We start from the raw sequence: 23,160 nt of genomic DNA, 5'->3' as shown, positions 1-23,160 counted from the left end.
ACTGAATAAAGGGGAAAAATCTATTTAAGACGCCCAAATAAACAAGGCAGGGAGTGACGCCGGGAAGGATCGAGAAGAGCTATGCCAAGTAAGGCTCGAATATTGGTGGCGAATATGCCACATCACGTTGTGCAGCGTGGGCACAATCGTGAGGCGCCAAAATAACTAAGTAGTCTCGCGGATGAGGATTATCAGTATTACCGGGACAACTTGTTCGAATGGAAGGATAAGTTGGAAATCAAGTTGTATGCCTGGTGTTTGATGACCAACCATGTTCATCTGCTAGTGGGGCCGGGGGATCGGGCGGAATCGATTTCATTGTTGATGAAGCGGATTGCCGGTCGGCAGGCGGCTTATGTGAACAAGCTGGAGGGTCGTCGGGGGTCTCTGTGGGAAGGGCGCTTCAAGGCGAGTGTGGTTCAGGCGGAGTCGTACTTTCTGGCTTGTTGCCGGTATATCGAACTAAACCCGGTGCGCGCCGGGATGGCGCGCGGGCCACGGCAATATAATTGGTCCAGCTAGCGCGAACGGGTTGGGCCCGATTTGAGCTGTTTACTCGACAGCCGCCCAGAGCTGTAGAGGCTCGGGCGCACTGGTGCCGAGCGGTTGGCAGCGTATAAAGAATTTGTGAAAGCCGGCGTGTCGTCTGACGAACTGGTTTTCTTGAATGGGGTCTGGTCTCGCAACCAGCTTACTGGCAACCGCTGGTTTGCAGATGAGATCGAACGCAGGGTAGGGTTTAGGATTGAACATCGCCGGCCCGGCAGACTGCAAATGGAAATAGATTGACGTCGGGCTGCTACGGCAGCCTGGCGAACAAATAATTAAACGAAAGCATTACGACAATTAGGAACAGAAAACATGTTGCAGCGTTGGGGAATACTGACGGCATTTTGGATCTGCGCACTGGGTGTGCCTGCTATCGCTACAGCTCAGGAAGAGGCTCTCTGCGCGGAAGTGCGGATCGAGATACTGCAGGAGCTGACACTGGAGCGCCAGGGCTTTGAGGCCATCATGCGTATCACCAACAGCCTGGATACCTTTGCCATCGAGGATGTCGCTATTACGGTGGATTTTACCGATGCCGAGGGCAACCGGGTCACTGCCACTTCCGACAGCTCCGCCAGCGATGCGGAATTCTTTATCCGTATCGATGACACCCGTAATATCGGTGCCCTGGTAATCGGCGAGGACGGCGCTGTGACCGATGGCGAAATCCCCGCCGGCAAGGTGGGGGAATTCCGCTGGCTGATCGTACCCACCGCCAATGCCGCCGGGCAGACCGACAATGGCCAGCTGTTTTTTGTCGGGGCCACCCTGTCTTATGCCTATGGGGGCAAGGAGGAAGTGGTGCAGGTGGCGCCGGACTCCATTGTGGTCAAACCCCAGCCGTTGCTGACCCTGGATTATTTCCTCACCGAACAGGTGGTGGGGGACGATGCCTTCACTACAGAAATCGAACCCCCGGAGCCCTATACGTTGGGTGTGCGTATCGATAATAACGGCTACGGCACTGCGCGCTCGGTGAATATCGAATCCGCCCAGCCGCGGATAGTGGACAATGAGCAGGGCCTTGCGATCGACTTCGCCATCACCAGCAGCTTTGTGGAAAATCAGCCCGCAAGCCCAAGCCTGTTGATCAATTTCGGCGATATAGCGCCCCAGGCCATGAAGGCGGGGCGCTGGGTGATGGAATCCACCCTGTCCGGGCAGTTTACCGATTTCGCCGCCAGCTTTACCCACGCCGATGAGTTGGGCGGTGAACTGACCTCACTAATCGATGCCACCCATGCCCACCTGCTGGTCGGGGATGTGCAGGTGGATCTGCCGGGGCGGGATTCGGTATTGGACTATCTCGCCTATGGCGGTGACGGTAATCTGACCCTCTACGAAAGTGAAAATACCGGTGCGGACCTGGCCCTGTGCCGCAGCTGTGCGGAGGTAACCACCCTGTCCTATTCCCTGGGTTCTGGAAGCGGCGGTGCCCGGACCCTGAGTGGCAGCGCTGCAGAGGGTTTTGGTTATATCCAGGTCAGCGACCCCTATGCCGGTGCAAAAGTATTACAGGGGGTGACAGGGGATGATGGCCGTGTACTGAATAGCAATAACTATTGGCTGTCGAAAAAACGCGCCGCCAATAAGGTGGATTTTGATTATTTTATCAATGTTTTCGATTTCAACGGCAGCGACAGTTATACGTTGCAGTTTGTCGATTCGGTGGCAGTGCCCCAGGCACCGGTAATCCAGGCGATTCTGGACCGCACCGGCCATGAAGGCGGCCAGGTTGGCTTTTTGGTGCAGTCCTCGGATCCCAACGGGACCGTGCCGCAACTGGCCGCCAGCAGCCTGCCCTCCGGGGCCGTTTTTGCCGACGGCGGTGACGGTACTGGAATTTTCCGCTGGGCGCCGTCCATCGGTCAGGCGGGCGATTATGTGGTTTCCTTTACCGCCAGCGATGGCGTTCTTTCCGGTAGTCGCAGCGTCAATCTGACGATCAATCCCGCCTCGGATATCGATGGTGATGGCCTCGACGACGCCTGGGAAATGGAACATTTCGGCAACCTGGACCGCGATGGCAGCGGTGATTATGACGAGGATGGCCGCACCGATGCCGAGGAGGAGGAGGCCGGTAGCGATCCCACGGTGCCGGAGGTGGCCCCAGGGGCGCCGCAGCTGACCAGCCCGCTGTTCGATGGGGAAATACTCGCGGGTGCCGTGGAACTGCTGCCGCAACTCACGGTGACCAACGGCGCGCACGCCGCGGATTTGTCTGTCGCCTATGAATTCGAAGTCTATGCCGACGAGGCCATGCTGACACCGGTCGCCAGCTCAACCGTCGAGGAGGGGGCTGATTCCACCCTCTGGGCGGTGGTCGCTGATGACCTTTTGCCCGGTCGGGCATTTGAGGATAACAGCCTCTATTACTGGCGCGCCCGCGCGATTACGCGGGTGGAAGCCGGCAGCGGCGATGTCCCTGTGGCCTCCCGTTGGGAGACCAGCCGCTTCTTTATCAATACCGCCAACGACGCCCCCAGCGCGCCCGCGATCCAAGCTCCCCAGCGGGACGCCATAGTGGCGGATACCCGCCCGGAATTGATTGTGGCCCACGCCTTCGATGTGGACCGGGATGCGCTCACCTATGGTTTCGAGCTGTTCCACGAATCCGATCTGGACAATCCCAGCGCCCAGGTTTCCGGTCTTCTTCCCGGCGGCAATTTCCAGGTCCGCTGGCAGGTGCCGAATCCCCTGGCGGAAGACAGTGCCTACCTGTGGAAGGCCTGGGTGCAGGATGAACACGGATCGCGGACCGAGAGTGCCCTGGGCTCTTTCCTGGTCAGTGGTCTGAATCACGCACCCGCGGCGCCCTCTGTGCTGTTCCCCACTGGTACTGTGTCCGCCTGGCTGGCCAATAACGGAGTGGAATTGCGCCTGTCCAACGGCGCCGACCCGGAGCAGCAGCCCCTCACCTATTACTTTGAGCTGGATACCCGGGCCGGCTTCGACGGCGACAACAAACTGGTTTCCGGCCCGGTCAGCGAAGGGCAGGATGAGACCCGCTGGATCGCGGAGGGCTTGCAGGAGGACACTCCCTATTACTGGCGCGCCAAGGTCAGTGATGGCGAAGTGGAGAGCCAGTGGGTCGCCGCCAGCTTTACCGTGGATACGGACAACACAGCGCCGCCGCTGCCCAGTCTGCAAAACCCTGGATCCGGGGCTGTGGTGCAAAGCCTGCGCCCGCTGTTTGAAGTGAACCCGGTCACCGACCCCGACGGGGATACGGTGCAGTACCGTTTCGAGGTGTTTTCCGATGGGGATTTGACCCTGCTGGTGGCGAGCCAGGTACAGGCAGGTACCCAGTGGACTCCGGCGTTCGATTTTAACGACAACAGTCATTACTTCTGGCGTGCCCGCGCCGAGGATGCCAGGGGGGGTGTCAGCGGCTGGAGTGCCGTCAATGGATTCTTTATCAATGAAGATGGCATTGACGATGCGCCGCAGATCACCCTGGTATTGCCCGATAGCGCGGTTACCGTCAGTGAAGCGGAATTGCTGATTCAGTGGCAGGACAGCGATCCGGACAGCAATGCCAGTATCTCCCTTTACTATTTGTACGAGGGCGGAAGCAGAACCCTGATTGCCGGAGGTATTGCCGAAGACGAGGACGGCACCGCGGACCAGTACCGCTGGGATGTATCCGGTCTGCTCGCCGGCAACTACACCCTGGAGGTGGAAATCAGCGATGGGGAAACTACCGTAACCGCCAGTGGCTGCTGCATCATCGAGGTGCCCGAGCGGAGCAACCCCATTCGCGTGCAGGCGCTCACGGCGCTGGAGACCGATGAAGCGGGTACCGGTGTGGTCGCACTGGAAGTCAGCCTGGAACAGGCCCTGCAGGCGGGCACCAGCCTGACCCTGAATATGTCGGTGTCGGACAGCACCGAAGCGCAGCTTCTCGGCGACCCCTATCTGCAGTTTACCGCAGATAACTGGCAGACCCCGCAGACCATTCAGTTATTGGGTCTGGATGATTGCCTGGTGGATGGGGATAGTGGTTACAGCCTGATATTCCAGCCGTCCCAGAGCGATGATCCAGCCTACAGCGGACAGCTGTTGGATAGTGTCGGCCTGATCAACCGGGACAATGAAACCACTGGCCAGCTGTTGTTTATCTGTGAGTATTCCCCGGTGGACCAGGTGGTGGTCAACGGCGGTGCGGAGCTGGAATCCAGCTACCGGGTAGGTTTAGACAACCGCGGTCCGGGCCTGGTGGATGCCAGCGCAAGCCTCACTCTGTTGCCTTCACCGGACTTGAACTATTCCGCCACTGTTGTCAGTGGCGGCAGTCTGACGTTTACCGGTATTTCAGCGCAGGGCAGTGCTTTTAGCAACGAGCAGCTGGTGATCCGCCATCCCGCCGGGCAGCCGCTGGATTTTGCCAAATTCTCCTGGAGCATAGAGCCGGGGGACTCCATGACCAATGTGGAGGGCAATAACAGCAATAATACCCTGCAGGGGACAGAGAGCGCGGATACCATCGATGGCAAGGGCGGTAACGATACCATTTATGCCGGAGACGGCGATGATGTCATTATCGGCGGCAGCGGTGCCGACGCGCTCTATGGCCAGGGCGGTAACGATACCTTTATTGTGGAGGGCAATGACGGCAGCGCTGACCGCTTCGACGGCGGTGAGGGGTTCGACCAGATACTGGGGGGCAGCGGCGACGATAGTATCCGTATCAGTGTGTTCAGTGGCAGTGCCACGGTGGAGCGTATCGATGGTGCCGGCGGCTACAATGCCATTTACGGAACCAGTGCCAACAACACCCTGGATTTCTCCAACACCGAACTGCTGAATATCGCCTTTATCGATGGCCTGGGAGGCAATGACACCATCTATGGCAGTCCCGGCAGCGATAAGATTATTGGCAACAGCGGCAGCGACAACCTCTACGGTAATGCGGGCGACGATATTTTTTATATCAGCGGTCTGGATTCGGGCGCAGACCGTGTCAACGGCGGGACCGGTTTCGACCGGGTGATCGGTGCCGAGGGGGACGACTGGTTCCGCTTTAGTGTATTCAGCGGTGATTCGCGGGTGGAAGCCATAGACGGTGGTGATGGTAGCAACTGGATCATTGGCACTTCGGCCAACAATACCCTGGATTTTCGCGGTGTCAGCCTGCTGAATATTGCGCGTCTGGATGCGGCGGAGGGCAACGACACTCTCTATGGCTCCAGTATCGCGGATGAAATTGTCGGTGGTTTGGGCAGCGACAGGTTGTATGGTGAAGGGGGCGATGACCGTTTTCTGCTGACCGGCGGTGATACCGGTTTTGATGTGTACAGTGGCGGTGAAGGGGACGACTGGCTGCTGGGCAGCCCCGGCGATGATATCTTCCGCTTGAGCGTTTTTTCCGGTGCAGCGACGGTGGAAGTGATCGATGGGGATGGTGGCGACAACCGGATCATTGGCAGCTCCGCCAATAACACCCTGGATTTTACCAACACCCGCTTGCTGTCCATCGAACGCATCGATGCTGCTGCGGGCAATGACACTGTTTACGGTTCCGCCGCGGTGGACAGGATTGAAGGCGGTGTCGGTTCCGACGTGCTGTACGGTAACGGCGGTGCGGATGTCTTTCTGCTGACCGCGGGTGATACCGGATTTGACCAGTATCGCGGCGGCGAGGGCAGCGACCGGATTCTGGGTGGCTCTGGGGATAACGAAATCCGCCTGAGTGTATTCAGCGGTGATGCGCGGGTGGAAATTATCGACGGTGCCGGTGGCAACAACCGGATTCTCGGTTCCTCCGCCAATAACACTCTGGATTTTTCCGATACGCAGCTGGACAATATTTTTGCGATCGATGCCGGTGCCGGCAACGATACGGTATACGGCAGCCAGCAGGCGGATCGGATTATGGTGAGCGCCGGTTCCGATAACCTCTACGGCAGTGGCGGTGACGATACCTTTGTTCTGGGTGAGGGGGATACAGGCGTTAACCGCGTCGATGGGGGCGCGGGTTTCGATAGGCTGCTGGCGGGTGACACCGACGACCAGATCAAATTTTCTGTATTCAGCGGTTCGGCCACCGTGGAGTTAATTGATGGTGGCGCCGGCACCAATACACTTCAGGGCACCAGTGCAAACAATAGCCTGGATTTTCGCAGCACCGAGCTGACCCGGATTGCATTGATCGACGGCGCTGCCGGCAATGATTTGATTTACGGTTCCTCTGGTGCCGACGTGATCGAGGGTGGCCTTGGCAGCGATAATCTCTACGGTGAGGGTGGCGATGATATTTTCCGGCTTACCCCCGGGGATACCGGCGCTGATACCTATCGTGGTGGCGAGGGGCGCGATACCCTGATGGGTACCGCATCCGATGATATTTTCACCTTCAGCGTGTTTGCCGGAGATGCCAGGGTGGAGGTGATCGACGGCCGGGGTGGCAGCGACAGGATAGTGGGCACCAATGCCAATAACACCCTGGATTTTTCTGCCACCGAGTTGGTGGGGATCGCCCGGATTGATGGTGCCGCCGGCAACGATGCCGTTTACGGTACCAGCGGGGCGGATACCATTATCGGCGGCCCGGGAAGCGATTACCTGTCCGGTGGCGACGGCGACGATACCTTTGTATTTACCCAAGGGGACAGGGGGGCGGATACCTATAGTGGTGGTCAGGGTCACGATCGTTTGCTGGGTACGGATGGAGATGATGATTTTATTTTCAGCAACTTTACCGGTGCCAATATTCTGGAGGAGATAGATGGCGGCAGTGGTGAAGATCGCATTCTCGGTACCAGTGCCAACAACTCTCTGGACTTCAGCGCGACACAGTTGAATGGTATTGCGCTGATTGACGGGGGCGCAGGCAACGATACCCTAAAGGGCTCCGCCAGCGGCGATCTGCTCGCCGGAGGTATGGGCAGCGATACGCTGTACGGCAATGGTGGTGATGACATTTTTCTGCTCACCGCGGGCGATAGCGGTTACGACCGCTATGAAGGGGGAGACGGTGTCGACACCCTGCGGGGTGGAGATACGGATGATGCATTCCGTTTTAGTGTTTTCTCCGGCAGCGCCACTGTTGAGGTGATCGACGGAAAGGCGGGCGTGAACACCATTATTGGCAGCACCGCCAACAACACCCTGGACTTCCGCCATACCAACCTGATCAATATTGCGGCGATCAAGGGCGCTTCCGGCAACGACACCATCTACGGCTCCGCGGGGAATGACGTCATCGAGGGCGGCATCGGTAGCGACAACCTCTACGGAGAGAGTGGCGATGATATTTTCCTGGTAACCCCGGGAGACACCGGCTACGACCGCTATTCCGGTGGCGCGGGTAGCGATGAAGTGCGTGGGACCGCCGCCGATGACCTGATCCGCCTGTCCGCCTATTCGGGAACTGCCATCGTGGAAGCCATTCGCGGCTTTGGGGGTGTGGATAAAATCCAGGGCACTACAGGCAACAATAGCCTGGATTTCTCCACCACTCTGCTGGATTCCATAGAGGAAATCAGTGGGGAAAAAGGCAATGACACCATTATAGGTTCCAATGCTGGGGACACTATCCGCGGCGGCGAGGGCAGTGACACCCTCAGGGGGGGCGCCGGCGATGACAACTATCTGTTTGCCCGCGGCGATGGCCTGGATGTCATCGCAGATAGCGGCAATAGCCCCGCGGATATTTTATTGCTTGAGGGTGCAATAGCACCGGAGGATCTCTGGTTGGTCATCAACGGCAATCACCTGGATATCTATCTGCTTGCCGGCACGGAAAAAATTCAGGTGCGCGACTGGCAGTCAAGCGAGAATGCCATTGAAACCATTGCCACGGCATCGGGAGCCCGGCTGCCAATCGCCAATATCCCCGCCCTTGCGGACCTGATGACGGCGATGGGCGTGCCAACCAGTGGTGTGATCAGCCTGACTGCGACGCAGCAATCGGTTCTAGGCACCGCCCGGGAGAACGCCTGGCAGTAACAACCTGGCAACTAAGATAAGTTGCCAGGTTGTTAATACCGATTTTGCTGGGCTTGACCTTGCTAAGAGTGACATGGCGGATATTTCATTGTATGCTCGGTAGTAGCTGCTGCCCGCACAGGCTCTCACGCAAGCTGCCATAACTTCGTGACAATCACTTCAATCTTGTGGTGTTTGACTCCAAGCTTTGACCCTTCCCCTCCCAGATATGCGGGTGAACTCATTCAGTGGGAGCGGAGCCTGTTAAAGGAGTTGCGTCCAGAAAAAGCGCGGGTCAGGTGAAAAAAGTTTTGTACTTTTGGTCCGCAAAGCTATTCATGGAGTTGGCTGAATATGAGGCTATTATCAAGGTGGCGATCCACTCCGTGGGCGAGTATTTGAAACGCTACCTGTATAAGGATTACTTCAAGATTAAATTTCACTTCAGCGCATTGGTTAAAGAAGCTGTAATCAAAATAAGGGGGAGTTTTTGTTAGATGTTTAAGCCACTTATTTATTTTATACTACTGCTGAAAATTTTATTTTTCTCGCCTTTACTTCATGCCAACTTTGATAAAGCCATGGAGATATATAATACTGGGAAATTTTATGAGGCAAAAACAGCCTTCGAAGCACTTGCTGCTATTGGAGACAGATCCTCTTTATTTAACCTTGGTGTTATGTATTACCGCGGGGAATCTGTGGTAAAAAATCCGGTTAAAGCCTATGTTCTGATGCGAATCGCGAACGATGGAGTTGGTGACGAAAATTTTTCGCATGTTGCCAAATCTATATTTGCAAAGTTTGATGAAGCTCAGAGAATTGAGGCTGAGCAATTATTTGTCGAATTAAATACTATCTATAATGTTTCCGAGATTGAAAATAATATCTTTCCCAAACCCCTAAGTGATGCAGATTGTGTCCCGGAAACCACTCCTATCAAAAAAACTACACCACGATATCCTTCATCTGAGCTCAGCTCTGGTCGAATGGGGCTCGTTCATATGGAATTTACCATTTCTCCTGAAGGCTACCCCCGCGATATTATTGCAACCAGATCCACAAGTAAAGACTTCACAAAAGCAAGCGTAAAAGCCATTAAGCGCGATTTATATAAACGACCAGCGGATGGAAAGCCGATTTATAACCATAGAACTATATACACCTATAAGCTAGAGGGGGCTAGCGTTAAAGTCAGAACCAAGCAGCTTACTAAGGAGTTAAATGAACTTGCAGCGGCTGCGGATAGTGGCGATGCAGTGGCCCAATATATCTATGGTTCTCGTCTTAACACCTTCCGATATTTTAAACGTTACTTGGAAAAAGTTGATCTGCAGTATAAAACTGCTAACGCTTGGTTCACTAAGTCCGCCAAAAGTGGCCTTCCCAATGCCCAGTATGAAATTGGGCGCAATATGCTTGCAGGTAGAGGGTGTGAGGTAGATGTTGTTAATGGCTATAAATGGATTAATGCGGCGGCTATCGGTGGTTACTCGCCAGCGCAAAATACCCTGGCCCAGTCTGCACTTTCTGAGCAGGATAATTTGCCTGCAAAATCACGCGCTGCCATTGCTTGGCTGAGGAATTCTGTGCAGTCCAATAACTTTACAGCAAGGTTATTGTTGGCCTGGGAACTCTCAACTTCCAATTTCAGTGAACTCAGAAATGGAGAGGAGGCCCTGAGGTTGCTTGAATCCAAGGCCGATAATTATTTTGATGAAGTGAGAATCATGGAAACCAGGGCGGCGGCTTACGCGGAATCTGGTAACTTTAAAGCGGCCATCAAATGGCAGAAGAAAGCACAAAAACTTGCCAGCAGTCTCGGTTGGAGTATTCCGCTGATATCGGAACGCCTGGACGGATATCGCCAGAATGTGCCCTTTAGGGGATCCTACTATTGAATTCCAAAAATTGATTGAACAGGCATTCAGGGCGCCTGGAGTGTTCAAACCTTCCCCGAGAGTGCCATTGAAATCCGACAACTCAATAAGTTGCCGGATGAAGGTAATACAAGGATGTACTACCGCCGGGCGGAAGTCTGTGCAAACCCCTGAAAAGCCAGCTATTGCACCTAATTGCGCAGCTTCTCAAGGGCGATAATCCAATCGATGAGGGGTCGTCAATTGGATTACCGGGTTGATGCTGTTGGCGACCTCCCCCAGTGGGGTCAGTTGTCCTGCAGAAAACGGGCGATGGTGCGCACGCCCTGCCCCTTGGCGCCCTGGGCCCAGAGATCGGTTGCGCTGGGCTGGTAGGAGCCGGACAGGTCCAGGTGCGCCCAGCCCCGACCCTGGTCGCGCACAAACCGCGCCAGGAAGGCCGCTGCGGTGGTGGCTCCCGGGCTGCCCGGGGCACCCACATTGGCGATGTCCGCAAAGCCCGAAGGGATCTGCTCCAGGTGGAATTTTTCCAGGGGCAGGCGCCAGGTTTTTTCATGTTCATGGGCGGCGGCATCCAGTATCCGCCGGGCCGAGTCGTCCTCCAGGCTCAGCACGCAATTGTAATCCCGCCCCACGGCGATTTTGGCGGCGCCGGTAAGGGTGGCGGCGTCGAGAATCCAGCGCGGCTCCTCCGCCGAGGCGGCGATCAGGCCGTCCGCCAGCACCAGCCGGCCCTCCGCGTCGGTATTGAGTACTTCCGCGGTTACGCCATTCTTGTAGTGGATGATGTCCCCCAGCTTGAAGGCGTGGCCGGAGACCAGATTCTCCGCGCAGCACAGGTACAGCTTCACCCGCTTGCGGAGCCCGCGGGCTATGGCGAGCGCAAGGCCCCCGCTGACCATGGCGGCGCCACCCATATCGGATTTCATGGTGGCCATATTGTCCGAAGGCTTGATGCTGTAGCCGCCGGAGTCGAAGGTGATGCCTTTGCCCACCAGGCAGAAGTCCACCGGTGCACTGTCGTCGTCCCCGGGGTTGTAATCCAGTTGCAACATGGCCGGCTCGCGTTCACTGCCGCGCCCCACCTGGTAAATGCCGGCGAAGCCCTGCTGCTGCAGCTCCTCGCCGGCAATGATTTGATAGCGCACCTGGTCCGGGGCCAGCTTGTGCAGCATAGACGCGGCGCTTTCGGCCAGAACCCGCGGTGACACTTCTTCGGGGGAACCGTTGGTGATTTCGCGCACCCAGCGCAGGGTCTGCTCCCGCGCCTGCAGTTCCTCCAGTTGGGCCCTGTCCCCGTTCCCCCAGTCCAGTTGGTTGTCGCGCCTGGGGTTGTAGTAACCACACCAGAATGCCCAGCGGCTCTCCATATCCCAGCCGTCCCCGCTCAGACTGACCGCCGGCACGCCCATGCCGTCGAGGCGGCGCGCTGCGCGCTGCGCCGCGACCGAAGCGCCGCCGGTCGCTTCGCTGGCGTGCACAGTGGCGCCCTGGGCGGAAAAACTCAGCAGCGCGTTTTGGCCCCAAATCTCCGGCGCCGGGGTTTGTACCAGTTGAACCTGCATAGTGTCGGTCATAGGGTTTCCTGTTGTCGGTCAGTTGTCGGGCGGTGAAATTAACCCAAAGTGGTGTATCCCGTCCAAGCTTCCGGCTGCGGAGGATATGGTTGACCGGGATCTGGGCTGGTCAATGCACGCCGACCGGCCACTATTTGGGGTGGGCTATATCGCTGTGATTGACCAGCTCCCAGGGCAGGCCCCGGTTGCGGTAGATTCGTTTGTTTTTGTTGGGGTAGTCGGCTACGTCGTGATCCAGGCGCTGGCCCACCACGATACACCGCAGAAGTTCTCTGCCCGTATTGCGCATGGTGTGGGGCGGACCGCCTGCGGGATAGCCGATAAAGTCCCCGGCGGTCACTGTGTGGATCTCCTCGCCGATCTGGACTTGGGCCTCTCCCTGAAGAATGTATACGCATTCATCTTCAAACCGGTGGCAGTGATATTCGGTGGATTCCCGTCCCGGTTCCAGTTCGATGATATGGAACCCAAAACCGGATATTCCGGTGAGATCGCCCAGGGATTTATTGCGACGCACGGCGTTGGGGTTGAGGAAGTGCACCTTGTGCTCGCCTTCCATTGCCACAATCTGCGCTTTTTTCAGGATGTATTCACTCATGTTCCCCGCTCCGTTGTCGCTTATATTGTCGACGGATCTGCTGTTGCCTCTGTGGCCCCCGCCGGTGGGCGCCGGTAGAGCATCAGCAGCGCCAGGACAAAACCCGCCAGCAGGCCGCCGGCGTGTGCCCAGTAGGCGACGCCGGCGTCGCCATAGAAGTAGCCGAGCAGTTCCTTGGCCAGCCACAGTGGCAGTATCAGCAGCGCGGGTGCGCTGAATTTTCCCAGCAAAGAGCCGCTCCTGCCCAATGCGTGCAGCCGGGCCAAGCCGTAAATGGCTACGCATGCGCCCATGACTGCGGAAACGGCTCCGGATGCGCCGACCATAGGCATGGGGCTGCCGGCGTCGGCCACCAGGTGCAGGCCGGCAGCGGCGAGACCGCCGAACAGGTACAGGGCCAGAAATCTCAGGTGTCCGAGGGCCAGTTCCACCGACAGGCCAAACAAAAGCAGGAAGATCATATTGCCGATCAGGTGATCCCAGCTCCCATGCAGGAACATATGCGCGAGCCAGGGGGAAATTCCGGGGTCGGACGGCACCAGCCCGAGGGCAAAGCTGCTGAGCCTGTCGCGCAGGGTGGCGAACTCACGCCGGGCGTCCAGCCACTCCGCCTCTCCCCCGGCCTGTAACTGGGGCAGCAGCCAGCGGTGGAATTCGCGGTTGGCCATCAACTCCCGGTAGACGAAGTCCTGCCCCTGGGCGTCCAGCTGAGAGCGCCACTCCGGGTGTCTCTCGTTGACGTAGATCAGAAACCACTGTTCCTCCAGCAGGGGCAGTTCGCTGGAAAAGTAATAGTCCTCGGCCTTCTGCCAGCGCTTTTCGTCACCGCTCTGGTAGAAGACGAAAACCAGCAGGTTCAACGCGATGAGAGCAACGCATATGAGCGGCAGCCCGGGCCGGCCGGACCTGTTGTGGGCGGGGGTGGTCAGCACAGGCTGCGGTGTCCCGGGGCAGTGAGTGAAAGGTCTGGGCACCAGAATACAGGCCGGGGGCTGGCGAAACAAACCGCCCCCCTGGTGCTGGGGTCCGCCGCGCGGGCGATGGTGATTGCGGGGGATTGGCTATTTCTTTACCTGGCGGGTCACCACCAGGGGCGTGTCCCAGCTGCGCAAGTGGAGATCCCGTTGGGGGAAGGGCACTTCGATGCCGTGCTCACCGAATGCCCGCAGCAGCTCCAGGTTGTAGAGTGCCCGCGGATCACCCAGGGGGGAGACCATGTTGCTGTTGATCCACACCACCAGCTCGAAGTTGAGGGCGCTGTCGCCAAACTCCATCAGCCAGACTTCGGTTTTGCGACGCCAGTCGGTGTGGGTGATGGGCACCCGCTCGGCGGCCTGGATGGCGGCCTCCCGCACTAGGTCTGGGTCGGAATCATAGCCGACCCCGAAGGGTACATGGATGCGCCGCACCGGATCATCGAGGGTGTGGTTGATGACCTGATTGGCCACCAGTTCTGAGTTGGGCACCAGAATGTCGATGTTGTCGCGGGTGGTGATGCGGGTCGAGCGGACATTGATGTCGCGGATACGGCCGAAGACGCCCGATTCCAGCTCCACCAGATCCCCTACCCGCAGGGGTTGTTCAAACAGCAGGATCAGCCCGGAAATGAAATTGGAAAAGATCGCCTGCAGGCCGAAGCCGATGCCCACCGACAGGGCCCCTGCCACCAGCGCCAGCTTGGAGGTGTCCAGCCCCAGCATGATAAGCGCGACCAGCAGGGCTATGGCGATGATGCTGTAGTGGAGTACCCGCCCCAGATTGTACATGGAGGATTCGGCAGCTTTTTTCCTGCGCACCAGACGGTTGAGGAAGCGGCGGATCAGGTTGGAAAGCAGCCAGGCGGAGATCAGCACAAACAGGATTCTTGCCACCACCCGCAGGGTGATGGGGGTCTGCGAAATCGTAAACAACTGATAATCCGCCAGGCGGCGCCAGCGCGAATAGGCGACATTGGAAAAGTATGCGGCCCGCTCCCGAACCGTTGCCCACCACCCTTTGCGCTGTTTGAATACCGCGAGCTGCGCGGTTTGGTACCGCTCCAGATCTTTTATCAGGTCGTCGATACGGGCGATGCCGCCGCTCACCTTTTCAAAATACTCCCACCAGCGACTCATGGCCCGGGGTTCTTCGCTGGCCCAGCTGGCGATCTGGCGCTGGCGCAGGTTCAGCTCCCGCAGGGTTTGGTCCACCACTGTACGGGCCGCTGCCACCAGGTCGCGAATTGGCACCAGTGATTGGTCCCCGGTCTCGGGATCCAGGGCCGAATTGATAGACAGGAGTATCTCCCGTTTGCGTTTTTCCAGCCGCAGTTCGGTCTCCTGTACCTCCAGCTCCAGCGCCGCCAATTCATTTTCCGCCGCCGCCGCCGAGTCGCTGGATAGGAGTACGGCGCTCTGCAACTTGTTGCGCCGCTCCACCAATGTGCCGATTTCCCCGTCCCGGGTTTCGATCTCCCTCTCCAGCCGATCGCCGCTGGCGGCGCTGAAAGTCAGTTCCGCCAGCATGCGCGTCAACTGTACATTGGCCAGCTCGATTTCCTCCTGCCACGCCTCCAGCTGTTGGGTGGTGACGGCAAGGCGCTCGATGGTGTTCAGGTGTTGCATCTCCGCCAGGAAGAGTGTCAGGCCGGCGACCATGGCCTCTCCCTCGTCGTCACCCACTCCGCGGAACACAGTGACCTGTTGGCGCAGCTTGCCCAGTGACTGCTTGGTAGCCTGGTCCAGTTTGCGGGTCTCCAGCTTTACACTGAGCGAGCGTTTGCGTGCCCGCGCCAGAATTGCGTCGGCTTGCGCCCACTGGTCCACATTGGGATTTTCCGGAAACTCGATGCCCGGCAGCAGGGCTATTTGCTGATATTCCTGGGCTTTGTCCCAGGTGGCCTGAATGTTGGTAAAGCTGTTGTCGATCTCCTGCGCCAGCTCCTGCAGGGGTGCAGAGGGGGGTAACCGCTTACTCCACTCGCGCCAGCCCTCCTCCAGTGCCTGGAGCCACTGCTGTCGCTCCTGCAGAGACAGCTCCGGCCACTGGGTCCACCAGTCGGCGGCGGGCGCGCTGAAGTCGGGCACCTCCGGCTGAAACTGTGTTGGCTTGTCCAGGCCCGGCAGCTGCGCTATGGCGAGGGTGCTGAACAGGGTGAAGGTGAATCCAAGCCACGCAAAAGCGCAGCGACGGAGCAGGCGGCGCCACCGTTGTGCGGGGGGGGGAGAGAAGAGATGGCTGGTGCCCACCATAGCCGGCCTGTTTCCCTGGCACTGTTGAGCCGACATTCGGCATAAATTGCCCCGGCAGTTTATGGAGTTGCCGGGTTAATGGCTGCAAGGTACAGCCCTGGTAAAAGTGTAGCCGAGGCGCCGGACTGCCCGTGACCGCTGTGCCTGTTCGGGGGTTGGCGTCAGTTGTTGTGGTCGCGCCGGTACTGGCGCAGGCAGCGCTGATAGACCAGCCGGTTGCTTCTGCCCGGGTCAAACCGGCGTCGGTCTTCCCGATTGGCAGTGTGCCTGCGGCGACCGGCATCGGTGGCGATAAAGCGGCAATAGCTTTCCCGATCCACACGGTCTTCCCAATAGGGCGCCCGCAGTGTTTCGCTGTCTCTGTCCCCGGTATCGGAGCGGGTTTGGATGGGGGGGAAGGCGCGTGGATAGACGGTAATTTCCGGCGCCAACGGATCCCGGTAGTAATTGCGCCAGTTATAGGGGGGGCTGGCCACGGTATAGGTTCTGTGGGTGGCGCTGTAGAGAAAGAAGGTCCCGGTACCGGAGAGAAAATAGTGTTTGCCGTCGATGGAAAAGAAGGTGCCCTGGGATGGTAGTCGCGGAACTGTCGCTCCCAGCGGCGCTTCTACGGGCACAAAGTACCGCTGTTCCCTGCGATAAAAATAGCCGTTGGAAAAATAATAGGTTTGTCCCTGGTGGCTGAGTGTTACCGCGTCACCTGGCAGCACAGGCAAAAGATCCTGTGCCCTGCCCCTGTCTGTATGGAAAACCGCCCCCAGGGCGGCGGTGACAACCAATACAGAGATCAGTCCCATAACAGACAATCCCACAACCACCGGATTGTCCAAAGTGTAGTCGGTGACCTATAGGCCACCCAGCCGGGGGCGGCCCAGTGGGGTTACAGAGTGGACTGGGGTTCGGTATCCGCGGTTTCGCGCCCGGCGACTTCCGGCAGTACCTTGACCTTTTGCCCCGGTTGCAGCCGCTCGGCACCCCGCACTATGACTTTGTCTCCGGCCAGGATGCCGCCGCTGACCCCGATCCAGTCGCCATCCCCATTGCCGGTTTGCACCGCCAGCCGTTCGGCGGTGGCGTCATCGGATACGCGGAATACAAAGGCGCTGCCCTCGCGCAGTACCAGCGCGTCCCGCGGCACTGCGACCCTCTGCTGGCTGGGGGCGACGGGCACTGCCACCTGAACCGGCATACCCACTATCCAGCCGGACTGCTGCGGCAGGCTTACCATCAGTTTCACGCGGCGTGAATTGTCGTTGGTCACCGGCACCGACTGGCGTACCCGCCCCTGCAAAAGTCCCTGTCCGGGAAGACTGTCGGTCTCCGGCTGTGAAACTGCATCGCTGCGCAAGGTAATCAAATCCCCGCTTTGCAGCAGCGGCAGGGAGACAATGGGAATGTCCGCCTCCACCTCCAGCTGCGACATATCCAACGCCCGCAGCAGCTGCTCGCCGGAACGCACATACTCGCCGGCCTGGCGCTCGCGGCTCACTACCAATGCGTCGAAGGGCGCGCGGATGTCGGCCTTGGCCAGCTCATAGGCGATGCGGTCGCGCTCAATCCGCGCCGTCTGCAGATCTTCCGCCATGGCCTCGCGTTCCGCCTGCTGTTCATCCAGTGCCGCGCGGGAGGTACTGTTGGTTTCGCTGAGCTTGCGCAGGCGCTCCAACTGGGTATCCAGGTAGGTGAGGCGCGCCTGCAGCTGGCGTATGCGGCTCTCGGCGCTGCGCAATTGCAGGCGCCAGCGGGTGGCGTCCAGCTGTGCCAGGCGCTCCCCCTTTTTGATGATGCTGCCGGGCTCGGCGACAAACTCCAGCGCACCTTCCAGTTCGGCGGCGATTCTGATGTCCCTGCGGCTGACCACCCGGCCCGGCGACCACTGGCTCGGGGCTATGTTTCGCACCTCGGCGCTGTCCACAGCCACGGCGGCCGGCCCGGGTTGGGCCAGGGCCGGCATGGCTGCACTCGCGAACAGGAGGAGCGCCCAGGCCGGTATCGTCTTTTTCATGGTGTATTCCTTATGGCCGTCCGGCCGCGCCAGCCCGCAAACCTCGGCAGGGAGAAACCGTCGGTCTGCAACAGGGCCGGCAGTAGAATCAGGGTGAAGAAGGTGCTGACGGCCATGCCGCCGACGATCACTGCGGCCATGCCGCGGTAGATGACGCTGCCTTCACCCGGTGCGAGCAGTAGTGGCAGCATGCCGAACACGCTGGTGAGGGTGCTCATAAAGATGGGCCGCAGGCGCAGACGCAGAGCCTGTTCCACCGCCGCTGTGCGCGTCGCCCCTTCCCGCTCGGCGGTGCGGGTCTGGTGAACCAGCAGTATGGCGTTGTTCACCACCAGTCCCAGCAGAATAACGAAGCCGATCATGGTGAGGAGATCCAGGGGCTGAAAGCCGATCAGGTTCAGCAGCCGCAGGGCCAGCACCCCGCCCACAGTCGCCAGTGGCACTGTGAGCAGTACCAGCCCCGCGTCCCGCAATGAGCGGAACAGGCCGCTCAACAGCAGGAACAGGATAACCAGTGCGAGGACAAAGTTCTGCGCCAGGGCGCGCAGTGCCTGGTCCAGGTCGCTGGCATTGCCGCCCACCAGGATGTTGCCGTCGGCGGGCATCACCGCCTCTATCTGGGGCAGTATTTCGGTATCGATTTGCGCCCGCACTTCCTCCAGGGAGACGTTGTCTGGCGGCACTATATTCAGTGTGATGGTGCGGCGCCCATCCACCCGGCGCAGACTGCCGGGGCCGACGTTGCGCTCTATGCGGGCCAGCTGGTTGAGGGGCACTACCTCGCCGCTGGGGGTTGCCAGTGGGGTATTCTGCAATTGCTCCGGGGTATTCCACTGGCGGGCTTTGAAGATGACGTCGAGACGTTTTTCGCCGTTGAAGTATTCGCCCACATAGAGACCGTTGCCGAGGGCGCGGATCAGCCCGCCCAGATCCTGGCGGTTCCAGCCCTGCTCGTGCATGGCGCGGTCGTGGGGGTGTACCGTGAGTTCCGGCTCCGACAGAGCAAGTCCCGGATTCGGCTGCACCGGTACCCCGGGCATCACTTCCTCGATGACCTCGACCCCGCGCGCCGCCGCCTGCATCAGTCCGTCGGCGTCACGGGACTGCAGGTGCAAAGTGATCTGGCGGTCGCCGCCGAACTGGCCGAACAGGTTGCCGCGCGCGGCGAAGCCCCGCAGGTCCGGGATATCCACCAGCACTTCCTCGCGCAGAATACGCTCCATTTCCCCGGCCTGGTCCATGTCCTTGACCCGCACGCCCATGGTGCCGCCATTGGGCCAGGCGAGGATATAGTAGTTTTTCAGTGCCGGTTCCCGCTCGCCCCGCATGTAGGGCCCCATGCGGTGGTCCAGCTCGGCGATTATCTCCCGCGAAATAGTGCCGGTGTTGGTGGCGGCGGGAAAATTCAGCCACACGTCCACGGCGTCGCGTTTTACCGGCGGCAGATAGTCGAGCTTGGGCAGCAGCAGGTAACTGGCCCCTACGGGCAACAGCAGCAGTGTGCAGATCACGCGCCAGCGGCGCCCGGATGTGCGGGTCAGGCGCATGACCCCCCCGGTGAGTTTTCCCCAGGCGGGTGCCAGGCGGTCGCGGCTGGAGAGGTCCGGCAACCACAACCTGGCGGCCACCGGCACCACTGCCACCGCCACCAGCAGTGAGAATACGACAGCCACGGCGATGGTCAGCGCCAGGTCGCCGAATACCTGCCCCTCCACACTGTCGAGGAAAAATACCGGGAGGAAAATCGCCACAGTGGTGGCGGTGCTGGCCAGCAGTGCACCCCAAACCTGACGGGCGCCCTCGAGACTGGCGTCTTCCGGCCGGCGGCCGCTCTCGCGCAAGCGCAGTATGTTTTCCAGCACCACTATGGCCGCATCCAGCACCATGCCGGTGGCAAACGCCAGCCCCGCCAGGGAGATGACGTTCAGGCTGCGCCCGGCCGCCGAGAGCACCACGAAAGTGGCACACAGGGAGATAGGAATGGCCGCGGCGACAATCAGGGTGGCGCGCATGCGGCGCACGAACCACCACAGGATTCCCACCGCCAGCAGAATGCCCAGTATCAGGTTGCCACCCAGTAGATTGAGTGCCCGATAGACGAATACCGATGCGTCGAAGGACTGCACCAGGGTCAGCTGTTCCGGCCCCAGGGTTGTCCGGTTCAACGCTTCCACTTCAGCTTTTACCCGCTCCAGGGTGGCGAGCATGTTGGCGTCGTTGGCGCGGTTGATTCGCAGGGATACCGCCGGATTGCCATTTTGCGTGGCGAGACCATTGGCGTCGGAGGGCGCCACGCGAACTTCGGCAATGTCGCCGAGGCGGACCGGGCGGCCGTCGCGCCATTCCAGCACCAGCTGCGCCAGGTCATCGGGATGGTATTCGCCGGCGAAGCGCAGTGTGTAGCGTCGCCTTCCGACATCGGTAAAGCCGCCGGAAACATCCCGCGCTGAGGCCAGCTGCCGGGTGACGGCAGGCAGCTGGATACCCAGCTCGGCGGCTTTCCAGGGGTCGAAAACCACCTGCAGCTCTTCGCGGGCGGAGGCACCGTTCTGCGCCTCGACACTGGCGACTCCGGGCACGGCTTCCAGCGTTGGGCGGATGACATCGTCGATCAGGCCGGTGTAGTCATTCAGGCTGTTTGGATTGCCCGGCAGTTGCTGCAGAAAGAAATAGGTGAGGGCCGGGGTGCCGCCGCCCCATCCCCCCAGCATCACCCTGGGCGGTTCCGCATCCCGGGGCAGGGGCGGCAGGCTGCCCATACGGCTGATGACATCGATCAGCACCTTGTCCATGTCGGTGCTCATGGCGAATTCCAGATTTACCCAGGCGCCTCCGCGGCCGGCGTTGACCTGCATCTGCTCCAGACCTGTGAGGCCCTGTAAAACCGATTCGATCGGCTCGACGATTTCCGCTTCGATTTCTTTCGGCGAAGCGGCGCGCCAGCCGGCCTGAATGGTAATGCGCGGGTTGTCGATGTCCGGAAACAACTGGACCGGAAGCTGACTGGCGAGAAAGAGTCCCAGCAGAACCGCCATGACGACCGCGACGGCGGCGGCGGCGGGGTTTTTCAGTGCGGTGGCAGTGAGGGCCATACCCCAATTCCATATTGGTTTTTATTGTCTGGCAGATTAGCTGTTCGGCCGGTCCGGGCAATACCCTTGCGTTCAGTCGCCGGTTTTTTCGGACCAATTCCAGGATGGGATTTTGGCGCGGGTTAATGCGGTACAGGGATGTGCCGCCGCAAGCCGTTGGGAAGCAATTAATTCTGCGTAATTGCGCCGCTTTTTAAGGGCGACAATCCAATCCATGAAGGATCATCTATCGGATGTGAATAGTTACAGGAAGTGCTGCACTTTATTCTTGTAACTACGGCTCATTTTCAGGCGCTCGCCATTGTTGAGCACCAGATAGTATTCACCGTTGATATGGGCACAGATTTCCCGCACCCGCTCCAGGTTGACGATGGTGGAGCGGTGAATGCGCTGGAAGGCTTTGGGATCCAGCTGTTGTTCCAGCTCCTTCATGGTAATGCGCATGACGTGAGTTTCACCTTCCGCATGTACGCACATATAGTCGCCGGCGGCGTCTATCCAGTCGATTTCCCGGGCTGGTACCAGGGTGATTTTACCGGCGTCCTTGATGGCGATTTTTTCCGGATACTGGCTGCCGCCGAGATCTCCGGCAGCAAGTCGCTGCTCGAGTTCCAGGGGCGATTCGTTGGTCAGGCCGGCCACCGCTTCCAACAGCTGCTCGCGCTGATTGGCGATATCCGCGCTGGCGCGTTTTTCACGCACCCGCGCCAGTGCCGCTGCCAGCCGCTCCTCTTCAATGGGTTTTAGGACATAGTCCACGGCGTTGATCTCAAACGCCTCCACCGCATACTGGTCGTAGGCGGTGACGAACACAATCTGCGGCAGCTGTTCCGGGGGCAGGTCGCGCACCAGTTCGAGACCGCTGATACCGGGCATCTGAATATCGATGAAGGCCACATCCGGCTGCAGTTCCAGTATCCGCTCGCGCGCTTCGCGACCGTTGGTGCATTCCGCCACTATGTCCACATCGCGGAGTTTTTCCAGGCGTAAACGCAGACCCCGCCGGGCCAGCGGTTCGTCATCCACTATGACGGCGGAGAGTTTTGTCGTGCTGTCGCTCATGCGCTATTCCTTTTCGAACGGAATTCTGATGTGTACTGCCAGGCCGCCCGCCGGCTGGTTGCGGAATCGGACCTTTTGTTCAACTCCGTAAAGCGAGCGCAGTCGGTCGCAGGTATTGCGTATGCCCACGCCGCGGCCGGAGCCCAGTTGCGCCAGTTCCGCTTCCGCAACCCCGGGGCCATTGTCACTGACCTCCAGTAACAGTTCGCCGGCAAAGGTGCGTGCGCCAATGGTAATCTTTCCTCCCATTTCGCGCTGGGAAATGCCGTATTTTACCGCGTTTTCCACCAGTGGCTGTAGCAGCAGCCCCGGGACCAGCGCCTGGGGTGAATCCCCTTGCAGATCGATGTCCACCTGCAATCGGTCGGCGAAGCGCACCTTCTCAATGTCCAGGTACAACATCAGCGCCTCCACTTCCTTCGCCAGGGTCACCTTCAGCATGGGGTCATTGTCCAGGGAGTGGCGCAGAAACTGCGACAGGCGTGTGACCATGGTGTTGGCGGTGCGCCCATCCTGGTCCAGGATCAGGGTCGAAATGGCGTTCAGGGTATTGAACAGGAAGTGCGGATTGAGCTGGTAGCGCAGCATTTTCAGCTGCGCCTGGTGTGCCATGGATTCGGCGCGCAGAGTCCTTTCCTGCTGGGTCAGGGAGGCCTCGTAGTATTTGATTCCATAGTAGAGCGCGCCCCAGGTCAAAAAGATCAGAAACGAGTAGGAGAACCAGTAGATCGCCAATACCATCGGGTGCTCGTCGTTCTTTATACCGTAGAGCCACACCGATCCCCCCCATTTGAAGGCCGCCCACACCAACGCCGCCGCTATGACAACGCCGAAGGAGCCGAACAAACGCTCCAGGGGTCCCTTGTCCCAGAGTTTGCGAAAGCCGCGACGCATGAGTTCGGACAGGGCGATTCCCGAGGCGGTGGCCGCGGCAATATAGCCGGTGTGGAGCCAGTGGTTTTTCACCCAGAAGAAGCTGCCCACGAAGGTCAGGAGGGTATAGCCGCCCCAGCCGGAAAGCTGCAGTGCCCAGTAGCGCCACCGGTGTGAACCCAGCCGCTGCCACAGCCATTCAATTGCTCTGTTGCCCATAAAGCCCCACAGTTGCCGCTAACCGCCGCCGCGGGTAGCGAGTTGACACTTCTACAAGCCTTCATACTAAATGGGCCGGGGCAATGGCGGAATGCCACCGGGCGCAGCATTGTCACAGGTTGCCGCATTGGCGTGTGTCGGTGCGG

The 23,160-nt window shown here is 59.4% G+C and carries 11 protein-coding genes and 1 pseudogene; 3 read left to right on the top strand and 9 right to left on the bottom strand.

All coding sequences use genetic code 11. From position 1 onward, the window contains the following. Positions 1-189 precede the first annotated feature (189 nt). From ABVT36_RS03425 to ABVT36_RS03415, 3 genes and pseudogenes are all read left to right on the top strand, one after another. Positions 190-522: pseudogene (locus ABVT36_RS03425) on the top strand (transposase); the annotation flags it as partial. A 339-nt stretch (positions 523-861) separates the two neighbouring features. Beyond that, positions 862-8,499, top strand: a complete 7,638-nt coding sequence (locus ABVT36_RS03420; RefSeq protein ID WP_368455270.1) for a hypothetical protein — start codon at positions 862-864, stop codon at positions 8,497-8,499. A 476-nt stretch (positions 8,500-8,975) separates the two neighbouring features. Beyond that, positions 8,976-10,379: an energy transducer TonB gene (locus ABVT36_RS03415; protein WP_368455269.1), complete on the top strand. Its 1,404-nt coding sequence runs from the start codon at positions 8,976-8,978 to the stop codon at positions 10,377-10,379. A 266-nt stretch (positions 10,380-10,645) separates the two neighbouring features. On the opposite strand, the gene pepB is transcribed toward ABVT36_RS03415, so the two are convergent. The 9 genes from pepB to ABVT36_RS03370 form a co-directional block, all read right to left on the bottom strand. Then, a complete protein-coding gene (gene pepB, locus ABVT36_RS03410) occupies positions 10,646-11,935 on the bottom strand; it encodes an aminopeptidase PepB (protein ID WP_368455268.1) in 1,290 nt (429 codons plus the stop codon). A 130-nt stretch (positions 11,936-12,065) separates the two neighbouring features. Further along, positions 12,066-12,533, bottom strand: a complete 468-nt coding sequence (locus ABVT36_RS03405; RefSeq protein ID WP_368455267.1) for a cupin domain-containing protein — start codon at positions 12,531-12,533, stop codon at positions 12,066-12,068. Between the two features lie 20 nt (positions 12,534-12,553). Continuing rightward, the gene (locus ABVT36_RS03400; protein WP_368455266.1) at positions 12,554-13,465 is read right to left on the bottom strand and encodes a rhomboid family intramembrane serine protease; all 912 of its coding nucleotides are present in this window, start codon (positions 13,463-13,465) and stop codon (positions 12,554-12,556) included. Positions 13,466-13,594: 129 nt separating this feature from the next. Beyond that, positions 13,595-15,763, bottom strand: a complete 2,169-nt coding sequence (locus ABVT36_RS03395) for a mechanosensitive ion channel family protein (RefSeq protein ID WP_368455265.1) — start codon at positions 15,761-15,763, stop codon at positions 13,595-13,597. A gap of 161 nt (positions 15,764-15,924) precedes the next feature. Continuing rightward, positions 15,925-16,560 (bottom strand): DUF6515 family protein, encoded by a 636-nt coding sequence (locus tag ABVT36_RS03390; RefSeq protein WP_368455264.1) that lies wholly within the window; start codon positions 16,558-16,560, stop codon positions 15,925-15,927. Between the two features lie 83 nt (positions 16,561-16,643). Continuing rightward, on the bottom strand, positions 16,644-17,768 hold the full coding sequence (locus ABVT36_RS03385; protein WP_368455263.1) for an efflux RND transporter periplasmic adaptor subunit: 1,125 nt from the start codon (positions 17,766-17,768) through the stop codon (positions 16,644-16,646). Further along, positions 17,765-20,860, bottom strand: a complete 3,096-nt coding sequence (locus tag ABVT36_RS03380) for an efflux RND transporter permease subunit (RefSeq protein ID WP_368455262.1) — start codon at positions 20,858-20,860, stop codon at positions 17,765-17,767. The genes ABVT36_RS03385 and ABVT36_RS03380 overlap by 4 nt, the downstream gene beginning before the upstream one ends. Positions 20,861-21,103: 243 nt before the next feature. Then, positions 21,104-21,922, bottom strand: coding sequence for a LytR/AlgR family response regulator transcription factor (locus ABVT36_RS03375; RefSeq protein WP_368455261.1), 819 nt, complete (start codon positions 21,920-21,922; stop codon positions 21,104-21,106). 3 nt (positions 21,923-21,925) lie between these two features. Then, complete coding sequence (locus ABVT36_RS03370) at positions 21,926-23,014, bottom strand: sensor histidine kinase (RefSeq protein WP_368455260.1); 1,089 nt, start codon at positions 23,012-23,014, stop codon at positions 21,926-21,928. Between the last annotated feature and the right edge of the window lie 146 nt (positions 23,015-23,160).

This window comes from Microbulbifer sp. TYP-18 (genome assembly GCF_040932045.1).
Taxonomy (GTDB): Bacteria; Pseudomonadota; Gammaproteobacteria; order Pseudomonadales; family Cellvibrionaceae; genus Microbulbifer.
This window is presented reverse-complemented; position numbering and strand designations above follow the sequence as displayed.

Bases quoted from the DNA above. Each gene is read 5' to 3' on its own strand.
- ABVT36_RS03420 (WP_368455270.1), top strand. From the start codon at position 862: ATGTTGCAGCGTTGGGGAATACTGACGGCATTTTGGATCTGCGCACTG.
- ABVT36_RS03415 (WP_368455269.1), top strand. From the start codon at position 8,976: ATGTTTAAGCCACTTATTTATTTTATACTACTGCTGAAAATTTTATTT.
- pepB (WP_368455268.1), bottom strand. From the start codon at position 11,935: ATGACCGACACTATGCAGGTTCAACTGGTACAAACCCCGGCGCCGGAG.
- ABVT36_RS03405 (WP_368455267.1), bottom strand. From the start codon at position 12,533: ATGAGTGAATACATCCTGAAAAAAGCGCAGATTGTGGCAATGGAAGGC.
- ABVT36_RS03395 (WP_368455265.1), bottom strand. From the start codon at position 15,763: ATGGTGGGCACCAGCCATCTCTTCTCTCCCCCCCCCGCACAACGGTGG.
- ABVT36_RS03390 (WP_368455264.1), bottom strand. From the start codon at position 16,560: ATGGGACTGATCTCTGTATTGGTTGTCACCGCCGCCCTGGGGGCGGTT.
- ABVT36_RS03385 (WP_368455263.1), bottom strand. From the start codon at position 17,768: ATGAAAAAGACGATACCGGCCTGGGCGCTCCTCCTGTTCGCGAGTGCA.
- ABVT36_RS03380 (WP_368455262.1), bottom strand. From the start codon at position 20,860: ATGGCCCTCACTGCCACCGCACTGAAAAACCCCGCCGCCGCCGCCGTC.
- ABVT36_RS03375 (WP_368455261.1), bottom strand. From the start codon at position 21,922: ATGAGCGACAGCACGACAAAACTCTCCGCCGTCATAGTGGATGACGAA.
- ABVT36_RS03370 (WP_368455260.1), bottom strand. From the start codon at position 23,014: ATGGGCAACAGAGCAATTGAATGGCTGTGGCAGCGGCTGGGTTCACAC.